At 69.7% G+C, this 16,159-nt stretch carries 17 protein-coding genes; 4 read left to right on the top strand and 13 right to left on the bottom strand.

Annotated elements, in window-relative coordinates; all coding sequences use genetic code 11:
- Positions 1 to 47: 47 nt before the first annotated feature.
- The 7 genes from ABZ851_RS16475 to ABZ851_RS16445 all read right to left on the bottom strand — a co-directional run bounded on the left by ABZ851_RS16475 (position 48) and on the right by ABZ851_RS16445 (position 7,201).
- The gene (locus tag ABZ851_RS16475; protein ID WP_361127433.1) at positions 48 to 620 is read right to left on the bottom strand and encodes a hypothetical protein; all 573 of its coding nucleotides are present in this window, start codon (positions 618 to 620) and stop codon (positions 48 to 50) included.
- Complete coding sequence (locus ABZ851_RS16470; RefSeq protein ID WP_361127430.1) at positions 617 to 1,738, bottom strand: ROK family glucokinase; 1,122 nt, start codon at positions 1,736 to 1,738, stop codon at positions 617 to 619. Before ABZ851_RS16470 ends, ABZ851_RS16475 begins: the two co-directional genes overlap by 4 nt.
- A 228-nt stretch (positions 1,739 to 1,966) precedes the next feature.
- Entirely contained in the window at positions 1,967 to 2,776 is an 810-nt protein-coding gene (locus tag ABZ851_RS16465) for an ATP-binding cassette domain-containing protein (RefSeq protein ID WP_361127427.1), read from the bottom strand.
- Positions 2,773 to 3,846 (bottom strand): ABC transporter permease, encoded by a 1,074-nt coding sequence (locus ABZ851_RS16460; protein ID WP_361127424.1) that lies wholly within the window; start codon positions 3,844 to 3,846, stop codon positions 2,773 to 2,775. Before ABZ851_RS16460 ends, ABZ851_RS16465 begins: the two co-directional genes overlap by 4 nt.
- A complete protein-coding gene (locus ABZ851_RS16455; RefSeq protein ID WP_361128215.1) occupies positions 3,843 to 4,817 on the bottom strand; it encodes a sugar ABC transporter substrate-binding protein in 975 nt (324 codons plus the stop codon). The genes ABZ851_RS16460 and ABZ851_RS16455 overlap by 4 nt, the downstream gene beginning before the upstream one ends.
- 248 nt (positions 4,818 to 5,065) lie before the next feature.
- On the bottom strand, positions 5,066 to 6,088 hold the full coding sequence (locus ABZ851_RS16450; protein ID WP_361127421.1) for a sugar ABC transporter substrate-binding protein: 1,023 nt from the start codon (positions 6,086 to 6,088) through the stop codon (positions 5,066 to 5,068).
- Positions 6,089 to 6,427: 339 nt separating this feature from the next.
- Entirely contained in the window at positions 6,428 to 7,201 is a 774-nt protein-coding gene (locus ABZ851_RS16445) for a GntR family transcriptional regulator (protein WP_088800735.1), read from the bottom strand.
- 131 nt (positions 7,202 to 7,332) lie between these two features.
- Between ABZ851_RS16445 and ABZ851_RS16440 the strand changes: the two genes are divergently transcribed.
- Positions 7,333 to 7,719: a VOC family protein gene (locus tag ABZ851_RS16440; RefSeq protein ID WP_361127416.1), complete on the top strand. Its 387-nt coding sequence runs from the start codon at positions 7,333 to 7,335 to the stop codon at positions 7,717 to 7,719.
- 417 nt (positions 7,720 to 8,136) lie between these two features.
- On the opposite strand, the gene ABZ851_RS16435 is transcribed toward ABZ851_RS16440, so the two are convergent.
- From ABZ851_RS16435 to ABZ851_RS16415, 5 genes are all read right to left on the bottom strand, one after another.
- Positions 8,137 to 8,592 (bottom strand): PaaI family thioesterase, encoded by a 456-nt coding sequence (locus tag ABZ851_RS16435; protein WP_361127413.1) that lies wholly within the window; start codon positions 8,590 to 8,592, stop codon positions 8,137 to 8,139.
- Positions 8,593 to 8,782: 190 nt separating this feature from the next.
- Positions 8,783 to 9,610, bottom strand: a complete 828-nt coding sequence (locus tag ABZ851_RS16430; RefSeq protein ID WP_361127410.1) for a transporter substrate-binding domain-containing protein — start codon at positions 9,608 to 9,610, stop codon at positions 8,783 to 8,785.
- 268 nt (positions 9,611 to 9,878) lie between these two features.
- A complete protein-coding gene (eda, locus tag ABZ851_RS16425; protein WP_336054804.1) occupies positions 9,879 to 10,547 on the bottom strand; it encodes a bifunctional 4-hydroxy-2-oxoglutarate aldolase/2-dehydro-3-deoxy-phosphogluconate aldolase in 669 nt (222 codons plus the stop codon).
- A gap of 545 nt (positions 10,548 to 11,092) precedes the next feature.
- Complete coding sequence (locus tag ABZ851_RS16420; protein ID WP_361127406.1) at positions 11,093 to 11,542, bottom strand: ribonuclease domain-containing protein; 450 nt, start codon at positions 11,540 to 11,542, stop codon at positions 11,093 to 11,095.
- A gap of 213 nt (positions 11,543 to 11,755) precedes the next feature.
- Complete coding sequence (locus ABZ851_RS16415) at positions 11,756 to 12,586, bottom strand: alpha/beta hydrolase (protein ID WP_361127403.1); 831 nt, start codon at positions 12,584 to 12,586, stop codon at positions 11,756 to 11,758.
- A 75-nt stretch (positions 12,587 to 12,661) separates the two neighbouring features.
- Between ABZ851_RS16415 and ABZ851_RS16410 the strand changes: the two genes are divergently transcribed.
- Entirely contained in the window at positions 12,662 to 13,258 is a 597-nt protein-coding gene (locus tag ABZ851_RS16410; protein WP_361127400.1) for a sigma-70 family RNA polymerase sigma factor, read from the top strand.
- A gap of 125 nt (positions 13,259 to 13,383) precedes the next feature.
- Here the strand turns inward: ABZ851_RS16410 and ABZ851_RS16405 are convergent, their stop codons facing one another.
- Positions 13,384 to 14,796, bottom strand: coding sequence for an amino acid permease (locus ABZ851_RS16405; protein ID WP_361127397.1), 1,413 nt, complete (start codon positions 14,794 to 14,796; stop codon positions 13,384 to 13,386).
- Between the two features lie 303 nt (positions 14,797 to 15,099).
- Here ABZ851_RS16405 and ABZ851_RS16400 point away from each other — a divergent pair, with 303 nt between their 5' ends.
- A complete protein-coding gene (locus ABZ851_RS16400) occupies positions 15,100 to 15,726 on the top strand; it encodes an XRE family transcriptional regulator (RefSeq protein ID WP_361127394.1) in 627 nt (208 codons plus the stop codon).
- A 37-nt stretch (positions 15,727 to 15,763) separates the two neighbouring features.
- Entirely contained in the window at positions 15,764 to 15,961 is a 198-nt protein-coding gene (locus ABZ851_RS16395; RefSeq protein WP_336054799.1) for a DUF6126 family protein, read from the top strand.
- Positions 15,962 to 16,159 lie beyond the last annotated feature (198 nt).

The raw sequence follows: 16,159 nt of genomic DNA, 5'->3' as shown, positions 1-16,159 counted from the left end.
AACGGCCGGTGCTTCACCGTCGGGACCCCACCGTCAGCCCGTCGCCCTCAGAACCTCACGGTCGAGACGGTGTGGACGACCGGGTGGCCCGGCTCGTCGTAGTTGACCATGATCCGTTGGTACGGGTGCGGTGACCGGCCCTTGGTCGTGGTGCCCGCCCAGGGCGCGTCGATGCCGAAGTCCCAGCCGACCTTCGACGCCTGTTCGGGCGCGATGGTCTGACGGTTCTTCTTGAGGGCGGCGGTGCTGGTGCCGACGGCGTTGAGGTAGTGCTCAAGTCCCCACTTGTTGGTCCTGAACTGCACGAACAGCGAACTGGTCTGCCAGGAGTTGGTCTCGTAGTAGTAGACCGGGGTGGAGCCGATCGGCACCGGGACGTTGTAGATCCGCTGCTGGACCTTGGAGGGGAAGGCGTTGGTCAGGCCGGTGGCGGCGGCCTCGGCCTCCTTGCCCTCGCCGCTGTCCCGGCTCTGCTCGGCGGAGATGACGATATAGCCGGCCGGGATCGCGATCAGCAGAAAGATGATCAGCGCCATCAGCACCGGGCGCCGGCGCTTGACGCGGGGCGGCGGGACGGGCTGGGCGTCGTCGTGCACGGTGTGCAGGTCGGTGTCGGTCATCGGCGGCCTGCCCGTTCGTATCGTTCGTAGCGCTCGACCCGGCGCCGGTTGGCGCGCCGGAAGCGGCGGGCCACCAGTCGGGCCAGGTCGGCGGCGCCGACCATACCGGCCTCGGGACCCAACTGGGCCTTGGTGAGGGTGGCTTCGGGACGGTAGCCGCGGCCGGTGAGATGACGCCGGAACGCCTCCCTGGCCGGGCCGATCAGCAGGTCGTCGGCGGCACTGACGCCACCGCCGATGACGAAGCACGACGGGTCGAGGGCGGCGGCGAGGTTGGCGATGCCGACGCCCAGCCACTGGCCGATCTCCTGGAGGAGTTCGACGCACATCGCGTCGCCCTCCCGGGCCAGCTCGGTGATCAGCGGTCCGGTGATGTCGCCGATGCGGCCGCCGACCCGCTCGATGATGTTGTACGCGACCGGGGAGTCGGCGGCGGCCAGCTCACGGGCCTCGCGCACCAGGGCGTTGCCTGAGCTGTACTGCTCCCAGCAGCCGCGGTTGCCGCACGGGCAGCGGTGGCCGCCGGGGACGACCTGCATATGGCCGAATTCACCGGCCACGCCGTACTTGCCGCGCTTGACGGCGCCGTCCTCCAGGATCGCGCCGCCGATACCGGTACCGAGCGTGATCATGACGAGATGGTCCTCGCCGCGGCCGGCGCCGAAGCGCCACTCCGCCCAGGCGGCGGTGTTCGCGTCGTTGTCGACCATGACCGGGACCGCGAGGCGGCCGGCGAGGCGGTCGCGCAGCGGTTCGTTGCGCCAGTTCAGATGGGGTGCGAACAGCACCTTGCTGCGGTCCGCGTCGACCCAGCCGGCCGCGCCGATGCCGACCGCGTGGACGTCGTGCCGGTCGGAGAGGTCGAGCACCAGCTCGGTGATGGTGTCCTCGACGACCTTGGGGCTCTTGGACTTGTCCGGCGTCTCGGTGCGGACCTTCTCCAGGATGGTGCCGTCGGCGTCGACGACGCCCGCCATGACCTTGGTGCCGCCGATGTCGATACCCACGGTGGGCACCCGGGGGGCGGTCAGGTGCGAGCGCCGCTCGCGGGTGCCGACCGTGCGCAGCACGGTGGCGCTGGCCGATCCTCGGTGCACCCGGTCCCGGTACATGCTCATCGACCCACCTCTTCGCCGTCTCTCCCCCACTGCCTCATGGGCGTGGGTGGTACCCCCATGCGGCGGCTGTGTGCACGCAAGAGTCGTCTCGTCCCTGCGGGTGTCGGGAGGCCGGGGCCTCGATGTGCGGGTTCGGTGCGATTGTGCATCACCGGCGGCGTCCGGCGCACCGCGACGGGGAGTGACGCGCCCCGCACAGCTGGGGGGCCGTGCGGGGCGCGGTGGCGATCACTCGGGGCGATGACCGCCGGGAAACTCCGGGGTCGCGGTCCGGGCCAGCTCATGACTGAGCTGTTCCAGTTCGCTGCCGCCTGCCATTTGGCGGGTCAGCTCCTCCAGGGTGATCTCCGTTTTGGCGTGGCTGCCGGCCATGGCGCCGCGCTTGAGCAGGACGAAGCGGTCACCGACGAGATACGCATGGTGCGGATTGTGGGTGATCAACACCACGCCGAGACCGGCGTCCCGGGCGGCCGCGACGTACTTGAGGACGACGCCGGACTGCTTGACGCCGAGCGCCGCCGTCGGCTCGTCCAGGACCAGGACCTTGGCGCCGAAATAGACGGCGCGGGCGATGGCCACGCACTGGCGCTCGCCGCCCGAGAGGGTGCCGATGGGCTGGTCGACGTTGCGCAGGTCGATGCCCATCCGCAGCAGCTCGCTGCGGGTGGTCTCGCGCATCGTCTTGACGTCGAGCCGCTTGAAGGGGCCCACGCCGGTGGTGGGCTCGGAGCCGAGGAAGAAGTTCCGCCACACCGGCATGAGGGGAACGACGGCCAGGTCCTGGTAGACGGTGGCGATCCCGCGGTCCAGGGCCTCGCGCGGGGAGGCGAGGGCACTCTCCTCCCCGTCGATGGTGAAGGATCCGGCGTCATGCCGGTGCAGCCCCGCGATGATCTTGATGAGGGTGGATTTGCCGGCGCCGTTGTCCCCGAGCACACAGGAGATCTCGCCCGCGTGCACCTCCAGGGACACGCCTTCCAGCGCCCGGACATTGCCGTAGTACTTGCTGACGTCGCTCAGCTCGACCAGCGCGGTCATGCCTTTTCCTCCGCCCGCTTGCGGACCCATGCGTTCAGGAGTGTGGCGAGCAGCAGCATCGCGCCGAGGAAGAACTTGTACCAGTCCGGATTCCACTGCGCGTAGACGATGCCCTTGCTGGCCATGCCGAAGATGAAGGCGCCGACGGCCGCACCGATCGCCGAGCCGAAGCCGCCGGTCATCAGACAGCCGCCGACCGCCGCGGCGATGATGTAGAGGAATTCGTTGCCCACCCCGTCACCGGACTGGATCGCGTCGTACGAGAACAGCAGGTGCTGGCCGGAGACCCAGGCGGCGAAGGCGACGCCCATGTAGAGGCCGATCTTCGTCTTGGTGACCGGGACGCCCACCGCCCGTGCCGCGTCGGCGTTGCCGCCGACCGCGAAGATCCAGTTGCCGACGCGGGTGCGCAGCAGGACCCAGGTGGCGAGGGCGACCAGCGCGATCCACCACAGGATGGTGATCTGGATGTCGACATTGCCGAGCGTCAGATGCGAGGCGAAGACCTTGCGGGCCGATTCGAAGCCCTCCATGTCGGCGATGGACTTGGTCGAGACGGTGCCGTCGATCAGCTTGGTGAAGCCGAGGTTGAGGCCGGTCAGCATGAAGAAGGTGCCGAGCGTGATGATGAAGCTGGGCAGCTTCGTACGGGTCAGCAACAGTCCGTTGAACGCCCCGATGGCGAGGGTGACCAGCAGCGACACCCCGACGCCCACCCAGGTGTTGGCGGTCATCTGGTAACTGAACATCGAGGAGATCAGTGCCGAGCTGACGACCATGACACCGGCTGACAGATCGAATTCCCCGCCGATCATCAGCAGCGCCACCGGCACGGCCATGATGCCGATCGTCGAGGACGCATAGAGCACCGTGGAGAGGCTGGAGGCCCGCAGGAACGGCTCGGCGACGATCGAGAAGAACACGAAGACCGCGGCGGCGCCGACGACCGAGCCCAGTTCGGGGCGGCCCATCAGCCGGCGGGCCAGGGAGCGGTGCAGCAGCCGTTCGTCGCCGCCGCTCTTGGCGGGCGGCCCCGCGGGCCGCAGCGGCGGTGCGTCGGTGTGGCTCATCGCGTCCCCCGCTTCGTGTACTCCTGCAGCGCGGCGGCGTCCTTCTTGGTGATCACCTGGGGTCCGGTGAGCACCGGCTTGCCGCCGCCGAGGACATCGGAGTTGTACTTGTAGAGCCACAGCAGGTCGACGGCCTCGTAGCCCTGGAGGTAGGGCTGCTGGTCGACGGCGAAGCCGAGGGAGCCGTCCTTGAGCCCGGTCGCGACCTGGGCGTTGAGGTCGAAGGTGTCGATCTCGGCCTTGCTGCCGGCCTGCTCCTTGGCCTTGACGGCGGTGGGGGCGAACGGGGCGCCGAGCGTGACCACGGCGTCGATGGAGCTGTCCGCCTGGAGCTTGGACTCGATGGAGGACTGCACGTCGGGCATGTTGGTGCCCTCGACGTACAGCTTCTGCAGATCGCCCTTGAAGGTCTTCCCGGCGCCGTCGCAGCGCTGCTCGTGGCCGACGTTGCCCTGTTCGTGCAGGACGCACAGGGCCTTCTTCCGGCCGCGCTTGTTCAGCTCCTCGCCGACCGCCTCACCGGCCACCGTCTCGTCCTGCCCGATGTGGCTGAGCGCACCGAAGGCCTTCGACGCCTCGGCGCCGGAGTTCACCGTGATCACCGGTATGCCGGCCTTCTCGGCCTTGGCGATCACGTCCTTCATCGCATTGGGCTTGGCCAGCGACACGATCAGCCCGTCGACCTTCTGGTCGATGTAGGACTGCACCAGCTGGCTCTGCCGCTGGGCTTCCTTGTCGTGCCCGTAGACGAACTTGATGTTGTCCTTGACGGCGGCCTGCTGAGCGCCGTTCTGGACGATGTCCCAGAAGGTGTCGCCGTCTCCCGAGTGGGTGACCATCGCGAACGTCCACCGGGGGGTGTTCACCGCGGCCTTGCCGCCCGCGGACTTGGCGGCGCGTTCCTGTTCGGCGCGCAGGCCTCCGGTGCTGCTGCATCCCGCCAGCGCGACGCCGAGCGCCGCCGCCAGCACAGCGCCGACGACGCGTCCCCTTCTTCTCACCCGTGCCACGAGGACTCGCCCTTCCCGCTGGTGCTGCCGTATCGGCTGCGTTGGTTGACTGTTTGGCTTCGTTGGTTGACTGCGCTGTCCGGACCGGCCGGTCCGTGCGTGTGCGGTGTTCCGCACCGCCTCCGGCACCGGCCGGCCGGGACCGGCGGGCCAAGTATCCGTTACCGGTGATCTGTCCGGGTTCATCGGGTCCCGTCTTCCCTGGGGCTTCACCGGGTGCCTCGCCCGGTGTATGCGGTCAGCTTCGGTACGTCCTTCTCCGTGACCAGGGCGGGCCCGGTGAGCACCGGCCTGCCCCCGCCGAGCACATCGGCATTGGCCTTGTGGAGCCAGAGCAGATCCACCGCCTCGTAGCCCTGGAGGTAGGGCTGCTGGTCGACGGCGAAGGTGACGTCCTTGGCCTTGAGCAGCTTGACGACGGCGGAGTTCAGGTCGAAGGTCGCCAGCTGCGCGGAGCTGCCGGCCTCCTCCTTGGCCTTGACGGAGATCGCCGCCATCGGGGCACCGAGCGTGACGATCGCGTCGATGTCCTTGTCGGACTGGAGCTTGGCCTCGACGGAGGACTGCGAGGCGGGCGCGTTGGTGCCGTCGACATCGAGATCGTCGACCGTCCCGTGGAACGCCTTGCGGACGCCGGCACAGCGGTCCTCCAGCGACACATTGCCCTGCTCGTGCACGACGCAGAGGGCCTTCTTCCGGTGCCGGTGGTTCAGCTCCTCGCCGACCGCGCGCCCCGCCACGGACTCGTCCTGCCCGATGTGCGTCAGGGCCCCGTACGCCCGGGAGAGCTCGCCGCCGGAGTTGATGGTGATGACGGGTATGCCCTGCGCCTCGGCCCTGCGGACCGCCGCCTTGACGGCCTGCGGCTTGGCGAGGGTGACGATCAGCCCGTCGACCTTCTGGTCGATGTACGACTGGATCAGCGCGGCCTGCTGGGCGCCCTCCTTGTCATGGGCATACAGGAACTTCACGTTGTCCTTGGCGGCGGCCTGCTCGGCACCGTTCTGCACGATGTCCCAGAAGGTGTCGCCGTCGCCGGAGTGGCTGACCATCCCGATCGTCATCCGCGGGGTGGTGGCGCCCTTGCCGGCCCCGGACGCCGTGCCGCCGGCGCCCTGCCCGCCGGAAGCGCTGCACCCGGTGGTGAGGGCGAGGGTCGTCAGTAAGGCGGCGGCGCCGCGCACCGCGACGCCGCGGACAGTGAGGGGACCAGCCGTACGCACGCCCATCATCGTGGGACCGCCTTTTCTCCCGGCCGCCGGACTGCGGCTGGAGGAGTTTGTAACGGCGCGCACAGAGCCGCGTCAATGGTTTGTCAGAACATTCTGACTAGGGGGTTCCGCAGAGGTATCCCATAGGGGGACATTGCGGCTGGAATCGGTTCGCCGGCCGGAGACCTCGGGGGCGTCGCATGCCTCCGGGCGTCACATGCCTCGGGGCGTCGCAGCGGGCCGGGGCCCGGGGCCGCTTCCGGGCGCGCCTCTCTTGGCCCTCAGGGGCGCTCCCAGGCGCTCGACGCTGCCCTCAGGGGCGCTTCTCAGGGCTGCCTCAGGGGCACTCCCAGGGGCACCTCAGGGGCGCACCAGCAACTGGAACTCGAAGGCGTACCGGGAGGCGCGATAGACATGCGAGCCGAATTCGACCGCGCGTCCGGTGTCGTCGAACGTGGTGCGCTGCATCGTGAGCAGCGGGGCACCCTCGGGCTCGTCGAGCCGTTCGCCCTCCTCGACGGTCGCGGCGCGCGCGCCGACCGCCTGACGGGCGCTGTGCAGGGTGATGCCGGCCGACCGCATCAGGCGGTACAGACCGGTCTCCTCCAGTTCGGCCGTCTCCAGCTTGAGCAGCCCCGCGGGAAGGTGGTTGCGCAGATGCGCGACGGGCTCGCCGTGCGTCAGCCGCAGCCGCTCGACCAGCGCGACCTCGGCCCCCTCCGCGATCCCCAGCGCGGCGGCGACCTCGGCGTCGGCCTCGGTGGTGGTGTTGAGCAGCACACGGGTGGCCGGCTTCTGCCCGGCCGCCTCCAGGTCGTCGTAGAGGCTGCTCAGCTCCAGCGGGCGCTTGACCTGGCTGTGGACGACCTGCGTGCCGATCCCCCTGCGGCGTACCAGGAGCCCCTTGTCGACCAGCGACTGGATCGCCTGCCGCACCGTCGGCCGGGACAGACCGAGCCGGCCGGCCAGCTCGATCTCATTCCCGAGCAGGCTGCCGGGAGCCAGCTTGCCGTGCTCGATCGCGGCCTCCAGCTGCTGGGACAGCTGGAAATACAACGGGACCGGACTGTTCCGGTCCACGCTGAACTGGAGGGGGCTCTCGGCGCCCCGGGCTTCTGTTTCGCGTTTCCCCACGCTGGCGAGCGTATCCGTCCGGACAGATGACGGGAAGTCCGGAGGTCACATTGTCCGGACAAGGGACCGTGGACCTCCGCGCGCCGTACCCTTCGGAACGCCTCGCCCCCTCCCCGAGGAGTCAGCCGGTTATGTCCGTACGTCGCGTCGTCCCCGATATCCAGTCCGACGCCCTGGAGGAGAACCGCACGTTCTACGGCCTGCTGGGGTTCGAGGAGGTCATGAACCTGGGCTGGGTCATGACCCTGGCGTCCCCCGCCAACCCCACCGCCCAGCTCACCTTCATGACCCACGACGAGACCGCCCCGGTCACCCCCGACATGAGCATCGAGGTCGACGACGTGGACGCGGTCCACGCCGCCCTGCTGGCCGCCGGCGCAGAGATCGTCCGGCCGCTCCGGGACGAGGAGTGGGGCGTCCGCCGGTTCTTCGTCAAGGATCCGAACGACCGGGTCGTCAATGTCCTTTCACACCGGGCACCGCCTCGCGAGGCCGTGAACGAGGTCGACGAGTCCTAGGGCGTGTCCGCAAAGTCCCGCCTGCCTCGCTGGCACGGCAGCTTGCCCGGTCCGGGCCCCGGGGCGTTCCCGCTCCGCCGGCACGGTGGCTGGGCGTTCCCGCTCCGCCGGCACGGTGGCTGGGCGTTCCCGCTCCGCCGGCACGGTGGCTGGGATGGGGCGTCAGTGCCCTCCTGCTGGCCCGTGGCATTGGTATCGAGGTGCTGCTGCTGGCCGGCGCCACCCACCTGGACGCCTCCGTGAGCGCGGAACAGCGGACCTGGACGCTGGCCCTTGGAACCCCTGGTTCATCGCCGGAGGAGTGGCCTTCGGCCTCGCCGCACTGCGGTCCCGCAGGCCTTGACCAGTGGCGTCCGTCCCTGCTTGCCCTGACCTACGTCCGTCTGCCACCGGCGCCGTCGCCGGCCAGACCGCCCCTCACTCCCCGCCGCCCGCCGGAGCGTTGAGCGGCAGCACCGTCCCCTGTGCCACCGCGCACACGCTCTCCTCCCCCGCGTCGTCGACCACCGTCAGATCGCAGCGGCACACCGCCTGCCGGCGTCCGGCCTGTACGACCTCGGCGCGGGCCCGCAGCGTACGGCCGAGTGCCGGGCGCAGATACTGGATGGAGAAGCCGCCGGTGACGATGGCCGGGCCCAGGGCCGTGGCCGCGGCAAAGGTCAGGGTGTTGTCGGCGGCGTACGAGAGCACCCCGCCGTGCACGAACCCGTGCTGTTGCAGGAGTTCGTCGCGGATATCGATCTCCAGCGTCGCCGCGCCGCCACCGAACTCGGTGATCCGTGCCTGCACCAGCCTGCTGAACGGCTGTGCGTCCAGCCCCTGCTGCGCCGCCACAAGATCGAACGCCGCGCTCTCCTGTACTGCACCGGCCATCTCGCCAACCGCCTCTCGCCGAACCTCCGAAGAAGACCTGGCCGACAGGAGAGCCAGCTCTCCACCACGGCACCGTATCCATGGGTGCGCGCCACATCTTCACTGCACAGTGCATCACTTCGCACGGCATCACTTCGCACGCCATCACTTCACACGGCACCACCGGCACCACCGGCGTCACGTCACGTGATCACTTCATCCAGGCGTCCTCGTACGTGTGGTAGGTCCCGTCATGGGTGGCCAGGTGTACCCACTGGTCCACATACGCCTTGAACTCGTCGTCGCCGCGGGGCAGGGCGTAGGCCTTTTCGGAGAAGGAGAAGGGCTTGTCCGGGTGGAGTGAGCAGAGTTCGGGGTGGATTTTGGCCTGGTAGCGGGTCTCACTCGCGTCGGTCATCATCACATCCGCGCGACCCGCAATGATCTCGTCGAAGATCGTGGTGTTGTCCGGGTGCACCGTGAGGGTGGCCCGCCGGATATGGGCGCGGGCGAATTCCTCGTTGGTGCCACCGGGGTTGACGATGACCTTGGTTCCGGGCCGGTCGATCTGTTGGAGGGTCTGGTACCTGTCCTTGTCCGCGCAACGCACGAGGGGCGTCTTGCCGTCGGTGCGGGTGGGTTCGCTGAAGTAGACGGAGCGAGCCCGCGGGAGGGTGACCGAGACGCCGCCCATGGCGATGTCACAGCGGCCGGCCGACAGGTCGCCGACGAGCTCGGCCCAGGTCGTGGCCACATAACGGGGTGCGGCGTCCAGGCTCTTGGCGAGGTCACCGGCCATGGTGATGTCCACACCGCTGTAGGTGCCCGTCTTGGGGTCGAGGTGACTGAAGGGGCGGTAGTCACCGGTGGTGCAGACTCGCAGCACACCGCGCCGGGGGATGACGTCGAGGGCCGAGGCCTTCTTGCCGGCGGCGAGTGGGGCACCCCCTCCTCCGCTCGGGGCGTCCGGGACCGCCGGTGCGGCGGCGGTGACGGCGAGCAGACAAGCCAGGGCGGAGAGGGTGGCGGCGCGCTTCATAAGGGCTCCTGTGACTCCTGGACGCGGCGGCGTGATCGCATGATCGAAGCGCTCAGGGTGGCAGAGCCCGTGGTGCGGGTGAACCCCTTGACCGGCCGGCGGGATGACCGGACGGGCCGGACTGCGGGACGGCCGGGCAGGCTGGACGGCGGGACGGCGGGTGCGGTGACCGGAGCGGCCCGTACGGTGGCCGAAGAGGCCGATGCGTGGCCGTAATGGCCCATGCGTTTGACCGAACAGGCCGGTGGGATGGCGAGCCGAGGGCCCCTCAGTCCTCGTAGAGGTCCGCCGTACCTCTGCCGGCCGAGCGGTCGGGGGCGGCTTCGTCCAGGCGGTTGAGGAGGTCGGCGGCGCGCTTGGCGACGGTCTCGCGGTCCCCCTCGGAGAGCGCCGTTCCCATGCCGACGGCGACCGCCCCCGCCGCGATCCACTCCGGCGCGCTGTCGACCGTCACCCCGCCCGTCGGCAGCAGCGGCACCTGAGGCAGTGAGGCACGGACCTCCGCCAGCCAGGCCGGGTCGTGCCCCGAGGCGGGGAACAGCTTGACCGCGTCCGCGCCGAGTTCGAGCGCGCGGACCATCTCGGTCGGCGTCGACACCCCGGGGAAGACCGGGATGCCGTAACGGTGGCCGGTACGGATGACCTCGGCGTCGAGGCTCGGCGAGACGAGATAGCGGGCGCCCGCGTCGACCGCCATCCGGGCCGATACCGCGTCAAGGACCGTGCCCGCGCCGATGACGGCGTCGTCGCCCAGCTCGCGGGTGAGCGTGGTGACCGCCTCCAGGGCGAAGGGGGTGGTGAGGGATATCTCCAGGCTGGTGATGCCCGCCGACAGCAGGGTGTCCGCCGTGGCGCTCGCCTCGTCATACGTTCTGCTCCGGACGATGGCGAAAACCCGCTGCGCCAGAGCGGCCCGGGTGATCTCCCAGCGATACACGGCAGTTCGCCGTCCTTCCTTGTCTCCGACGCCTGGTGCCGGTTCACCATGCCTGCACGGTGGATACGGCACTTTCCGGGGCGCGCCCCAGCAGCCGACCCCACATGGTCTTTTTCCGCTGATGCCCGCCCGCTCCTCGTTTCCGCCGAAACGCTACCGGGAACCACTGACAATCCTCTCTCGGGGGTGCGCCCCGTGCGCCCCTTCTGCCAAGAATGGGGAGAAGAGGGAGGTGAGAAGGGGGCGCACGACGTGGGCGCCGGGCGTGGGGCGCACAAGACGGACGCGCGGCACCCGCGGACAGCACAACGGCGGCCGGGGTGCCTGCACACCCCGGCCGCCGTCACGTGGCAGGCGGCGGACTCTGGCCGGGCCCGCCGCCCCGCTGCTCAGCTTTTCAGCCGTTCCGCTGTGTCACTCTGTCGCTCTGTTGCTGTATCACTGTGTCGCTGTATCACTGTGTCGCTGTTCGTCTGAACTGCTGCTTCGCCGTTCGACTGTTCCGCCGTGGCGTGCTGCTCCGCCGCCCTCGTACGGGCGGGCCGTCAGCAGCCGCGGTCGACGAGGTCGAATGTCTTGTAGTGGTCGGCGGTGTAGTAGTCCTCGTCCTTCTTCTCGCCGGTCACGATGCGTCGCGCACCGCGGTCGGGAGAGCCGGGGGTGACGACGGTGAACTCGTGGTAGTAGTCCGAGCTCTGGGACGGCAGGATGCCCTCCCGGTTGTCGAAGACCGTCCCGTCCTTGGGATACGGGTAGGGTCCGCCCTTGGCGATCAGGTCGAGGGTGTCGTGTGCCTGCGAGGGCAGCTTGGAGTAGCAGGTCTTGCCGACGTCCTTGACGTGCACGGACGTGACGTGCGCCGTGGCGGCGTACGCGGTGGCCGGATGGGTCGTGGCGACGGCGGGCGTGGCGGCGACCGCGGTCCCGCCGATGAGAAGGGCCGAAGCGAGGGCGCCGGCGGCGCCGAACTTGGTGATCCGTGGGGGGATTCTCATGCCATCCAGAATGACGCGCGTAGACATGATCCTGTCAATCCCAACGGGCGGAAGTTTTCCGGGAGTTCACAACACCACGCCCACCAACTGCCCCAATTCTCCCCATACCGCGCCCCTGCCTCACCCCTGACGCAGGGTCATGTCGAGCGCCGGTCTCCTCCCGCCATCGCAGCCCTCCGCCCTCGTTTCGGAGTCCCGGGGGCATGAGCCAGGTCACCCGCGGAGGAATGCCGCCGTGGTCGCCACGAACCGGCCGGCATCGTCGAGCCACGGACAGTGGCCCGCTCCCGGCTGCACCACAAGCGTGGCGTCCGGGAACGCTTCCGCGAACTCGGCGGCGGACACCGGAGGGCTGTTCAGATCGAACTCTCCGGTGAGCAGCAGAACGGGGGCCTCGCAGGCGGCGAGCGCCGCACGAGTGCTCTTCGGGTGGAAGGCGCCCTCGGCCGCGAAGAGAGCGACGGCTTCTTGGTTGCCCGGCCGGCCGGCTGCGTGGTGCTTCTGCGCCGCGGCGTCCCACCGGCCCCAGAAGAAGGGGGCGACGGCTTCCCAGTCGCTGCCCGTGCCCTCGGTGATCGCCTGCAGGGCGGCGAATGCCGCGGGGAACCATGGCTCGTCTTTCCGGAGCTGCGCGAGCTCGCGCCGCGTCTGTCCCGTGATCGCTACGCCGACAGCCCGGGTGCTGGGGCCGATGAGGGCGAGCTTGCTGACCTTCTCCGGGTGCCGGGCCGCGTATTGCGTCGCGATGTTCGTGCCGGCGGAGTGGCCGAGCAGGTCCATCCGGGGGAGGCCGAGGTGCCGCCGCAATGCCTCGACATCGTCGACCAGGCGATCACAGCGGTAGGAGGAGGTGTCTTGGGGAATCGCGGACCGGCCGGTGCCGCGCAGATCCAGAACGACCAGGCGGCAGTACGCGGACAGGCCACCGAGGTCGCCGAGGTAGGCGGAATCCGCAGGTCCTCCCGGGATGCAGACGACTGGGTCGCCCTCACCGGTCACGCGGTATGAGAGCTGGGTTCCGTCCGGCGCGGAGAAGGTAGGCATGAGGCGGATCCTGTCACCCATAACCTGGTTGTACAACCAAGTTATAAGTGACGGGATCTGGTGTATAACCGGGTGGTGGAACACGAAGAGAGCACGCACCAGGTTCCCGGGACGCTGACCGAGGAACAGGCCGAGCGGGTACTCGCCGGCATGAACGAGGTCATTCGCGCGGGCGAGGAGATGCGACGGCTACGCGCCGAAATGATCAGGGTGCTTGCGGGCTTCGGCTGGACACAGGAACGTATCGCTCAGCTCACCGACATGAGCCAGCCCGCCGTGTCCAAACAGATGGCGAAGCACAAGGCCGACGAGCCACGGCCGCCGATGGGGGTCTCCCTCGGTCAACGCGACATTCCCTGGCTCGAAGGGCGGCTCTGGGGCCTCGCCGAGGTGATCTCCGAGACCTTCCATGAAACCGCCCGCTGCACCCGCTGCGTCAACGCACTCGCCCGGGGGAAGAAGCGCTTCACGCCCCAGAACGTGGACGAGCTGAGGCGTCTCATCGAGGACGACCTGAGGCTGCACCGGGCAGAGCTGCCCGGCGGTTTCCAAGCCGCGTACGACGAGATCAGCCGCGGCCTCGACCTTCCCTCGAAGGCCACCACCACCACGTCAGCGTCCGTACGCCGCGCCGTCGCTCACCGGATCCAGCGCGATCTGCTCCGGCGCTGATGCGTTGCGCCACTCTCCTCAACGCCCCCGAGCGCGGACATCCGCATCGGATACGCCCGGCGCTCGCCCCGCACCCGGAGGCCGTCGAGACCGAGGTGCCCCTCGGGGACCGAGGGGCACCCGGCTCAGGAGCTGAGGGCTGCCTGCCGGTCGCGGCGCTGCTTGAGGTGGCCCGCACCCGCCAGCGCGGCGGCCACGACGGCCGTGCCGGCGAGCTGCTGCCGCCCGTCCGCGCTGCCGGCCATGACGGCGAAGACGCCCAGGATGGCGGCCAGCGCCAGCCAGGTCAGGTAGGGGAAGGCCCACATCCGCACGGAGAGCAGCTCGGGCGCCTCGCGCTCCAGGCGGCGGCGCATCTTCAGCTGGGTGAGGCCGACGATGGACCAGACGACCAGCACCGAGCAGCCGGCGATGTTCAGCAGCCAGGCGAACACCGTGGTCGGCCAGACGATCCCGGCGATCACGGCCGCGAAGCCGAACGCACAGGACGCCAGCACCGCCGCGGCCGGCACGCCCCGGGTGACCTTGGCCAGGAAGCGCGGCCCCTGGCCCCGGTGGACGAGGGAGTACGCCATGCGCGACGAGCCGTAGATGTTGGCGTTCATCGCGGAGAGCAGCGCCGCCAGCACGACGATCTGCATGATCGTGCCGGCCGCCGGGATACCGAGCTGGTCGAGCACGGTGACGTACGGGCCGTCCGTGGCGACCTTCGGGTCGTTCCACGGCACCAGGGTGACCACCACGGCCATCGAGCCGATGTAGAACACGGCGATGCGCCAGACGGCGGTGCGGACGGCACGGGCCACGTTCCGGCTCGGGTCGTCGGACTCCGCCGCTGCGATGGTGACGGTCTCCAGACCGGCGAACCCGGAGATGGTGGTCAGCAGACCGGCGGCGAGCCCGGCGGCGCCGGTCGGGAAGAAGCCGCCGTGGCCGGTGAGGTGGCTGGTGCCGGGCGCACTGCCGAACACCCCGAGAATGCCGAGCACGCCCAGCACCAGAAAGGCGACGATCGCGGTGACCTTGACGGCGGAGAACCAGAACTCGAACTCGCCGAAGTTCTTGACCGCGGTGAGGTTGCTGGCGCAGAAGAACACCATGAAGATCGCCACCCAGCCGTAGGCGGGGATGAACGACACCCAGGTGTGCATGATCGTGCCCGCCGCGGTGGCCTCGGCGGCCACGCCGGCACAGAGCATCAGCCAGTACATCCAGCCCGAGGTGGCACCTGCCCAGGAGCCGAGTTCCGCCTCGGCATGCACCGAGAACGAGCCGGTGGAGGGCCGGGCCGCGGACATCTCGCCGAGCATCCGCATGATCAGCATGACCAGCGCGCCGGTCCCCGCGAAGAGGAGAACGATGGCCGGCCCGGCCGCGGCGATGCCGACCCCGGAGCCGACGAAGAGGCCCGCGCCGATGACCCCGCCGAGCGCGATCATCGACAGATGGCGCTGCTTGAGACCGTGCGACAGCACGGCTTCGCCGTTCTGCACGGCCTGTGGGGAGCCCTGGGGCGGCGGGGTGATGGTCCGGCTCATGGTCGTGCCTGTTCATTGGTTGAGACGTGCGGAAGCCAGACGAGTGTGAAGACGCGCGTGCCCGTATGAGGTGAACGCCCGCTATTCGGACCGTTCCTTCACCTGTGGTGATGGCGTCATCACGCAAAGACAGTGGCCCGGAAGCCGTGATTCCGGCCCGCGGAGACGGGCGTCGGCCCATGGCCGCACGGGAGGCCGGGAGTTGGGGACGGGTGGGGGCGGGGAGGCCGGAGGCAGGCGGGGATTTTTGCCTGTCAGGCAAATCTTTTGCCCAGGAGGCGAAGGATCGCTATACCAAGGGGTATGACCGAGCTTCCCGACGAGCCCGTCGGCGCTCCGCCGGGGGACTTGTCCACCGTCGCACCGCGCCTTCGTGACCTGCGCAGACGCAGTGGTCTCACGCTGGAGACCGCGGCCCGGCTGGTGGGACTCTCGCCCGCGCACCTGTCGCGGCTGGAGACGCGTCAGCGGCAGCCGTCGCTGCCGGTGCTGCTGGCGCTGGCCCGTACCTACGGCACCACGGTATCCGACCTGCTCGGCGAGACCGCGCCGGAGCGGGACCCGGTGCTGCGCGCGGACCGCACGGAGCCGTCCGAGGTCGGCGGCTGGACGTATTGGACCGTGGGCGGAGCCGGGCGCGCGATGCAGGCACTGCGAGTCCATGTGCCGCAGCGGACGCAGGGCGATCTGGTGCGGGTGCATCCGGGCGAGGAGTGGCTGTACGTCCTGGAGGGGAGGCTGCGGCTCACGCTCGGCGCGGCGGTGCATGTGCTGGACCCGGGGGACTCCGCGCACTTCGACTCGCTCACGCCCCACCGCATTTCCGCCGCCTCCCAGGGCGGGACCGAGCTGTTGTTCGTCCACACGCTGTTGCAGAGCGGGGCCGCCGAGTGGTGCCTCGGCGACGACGCGAGGCGCCGCGGGCTGTGAGCCCCGGGCGCCGCTCTTGAAGGAAGGACCACCCGTCGTGCCCGATCAAACCGTTCCTGCCGTGCCCGCGCCGCCGCCTTCGGAGCCGCTGCCCGGGGCGGCGCCTGCCGCCCGGACGTACAAGGAGGGCAAACCGCCGCGCGGGGTGTATGTGCGGGTGTTCCTCTACGTCGTGGCGACGCATGTGCTGTTGGCGTTCATGAGTTTCTTGGTGATCGTCGCGAAGTCGCGCTAGGCGGTTCACTGCGTTTTGCCTCCCCCCATTTTTGGCTTTCCCGCCGTGGTTGTTTCTCCCCGTTGCTCCCCCACTGCCTAAAGGGCGTGGGAGGTACCCCCAGCGGCGGGCCGGGTCCGCTGCGCGGGGCTGTGGGTGCGGTGACGGGCCGGAGCGGGTGGGGTGCCGGACGTAAAGCGAAGCAGTCCGCTGCTCGGG

Origin of the sequence: Streptomyces sp. NPDC047049 (assembly GCF_040643995.1) — a bacterium.
GTDB classification, from domain to species: Bacteria; Actinomycetota; Actinomycetes; order Streptomycetales; family Streptomycetaceae; genus Streptomyces; species Streptomyces mooreae.
The sequence above is the reverse complement of the archived record's forward strand: the minus strand, read 5'-3'. Positions and strand labels throughout refer to the sequence as shown.

Coding starts and splice junctions, on each gene's coding strand:
- ABZ851_RS16450 (WP_361127421.1), bottom strand. CDS start 6,088: ATGATGGGCGTGCGTACGGCTGGTCCCCTCACTGTCCGCGGCGTCGCG.
- ABZ851_RS16470 (WP_361127430.1), bottom strand. CDS start 1,738: ATGAGCATGTACCGGGACCGGGTGCACCGAGGATCGGCCAGCGCCACC.
- ABZ851_RS16440 (WP_361127416.1), top strand. CDS start 7,333: ATGTCCGTACGTCGCGTCGTCCCCGATATCCAGTCCGACGCCCTGGAG.
- ABZ851_RS16465 (WP_361127427.1), bottom strand. CDS start 2,776: ATGACCGCGCTGGTCGAGCTGAGCGACGTCAGCAAGTACTACGGCAAT.
- ABZ851_RS16415 (WP_361127403.1), bottom strand. CDS start 12,586: ATGCCTACCTTCTCCGCGCCGGACGGAACCCAGCTCTCATACCGCGTG.
- ABZ851_RS16435 (WP_361127413.1), bottom strand. CDS start 8,592: ATGGCCGGTGCAGTACAGGAGAGCGCGGCGTTCGATCTTGTGGCGGCG.
- ABZ851_RS16420 (WP_361127406.1), bottom strand. CDS start 11,542: ATGAGAATCCCCCCACGGATCACCAAGTTCGGCGCCGCCGGCGCCCTC.
- ABZ851_RS16460 (WP_361127424.1), bottom strand. CDS start 3,846: ATGAGCCACACCGACGCACCGCCGCTGCGGCCCGCGGGGCCGCCCGCC.
- ABZ851_RS16430 (WP_361127410.1), bottom strand. CDS start 9,610: ATGAAGCGCGCCGCCACCCTCTCCGCCCTGGCTTGTCTGCTCGCCGTC.
- ABZ851_RS16405 (WP_361127397.1), bottom strand. CDS start 14,796: ATGAGCCGGACCATCACCCCGCCGCCCCAGGGCTCCCCACAGGCCGTG.
- ABZ851_RS16475 (WP_361127433.1), bottom strand. CDS start 620: ATGACCGACACCGACCTGCACACCGTGCACGACGACGCCCAGCCCGTC.
- ABZ851_RS16400 (WP_361127394.1), top strand. CDS start 15,100: ATGACCGAGCTTCCCGACGAGCCCGTCGGCGCTCCGCCGGGGGACTTG.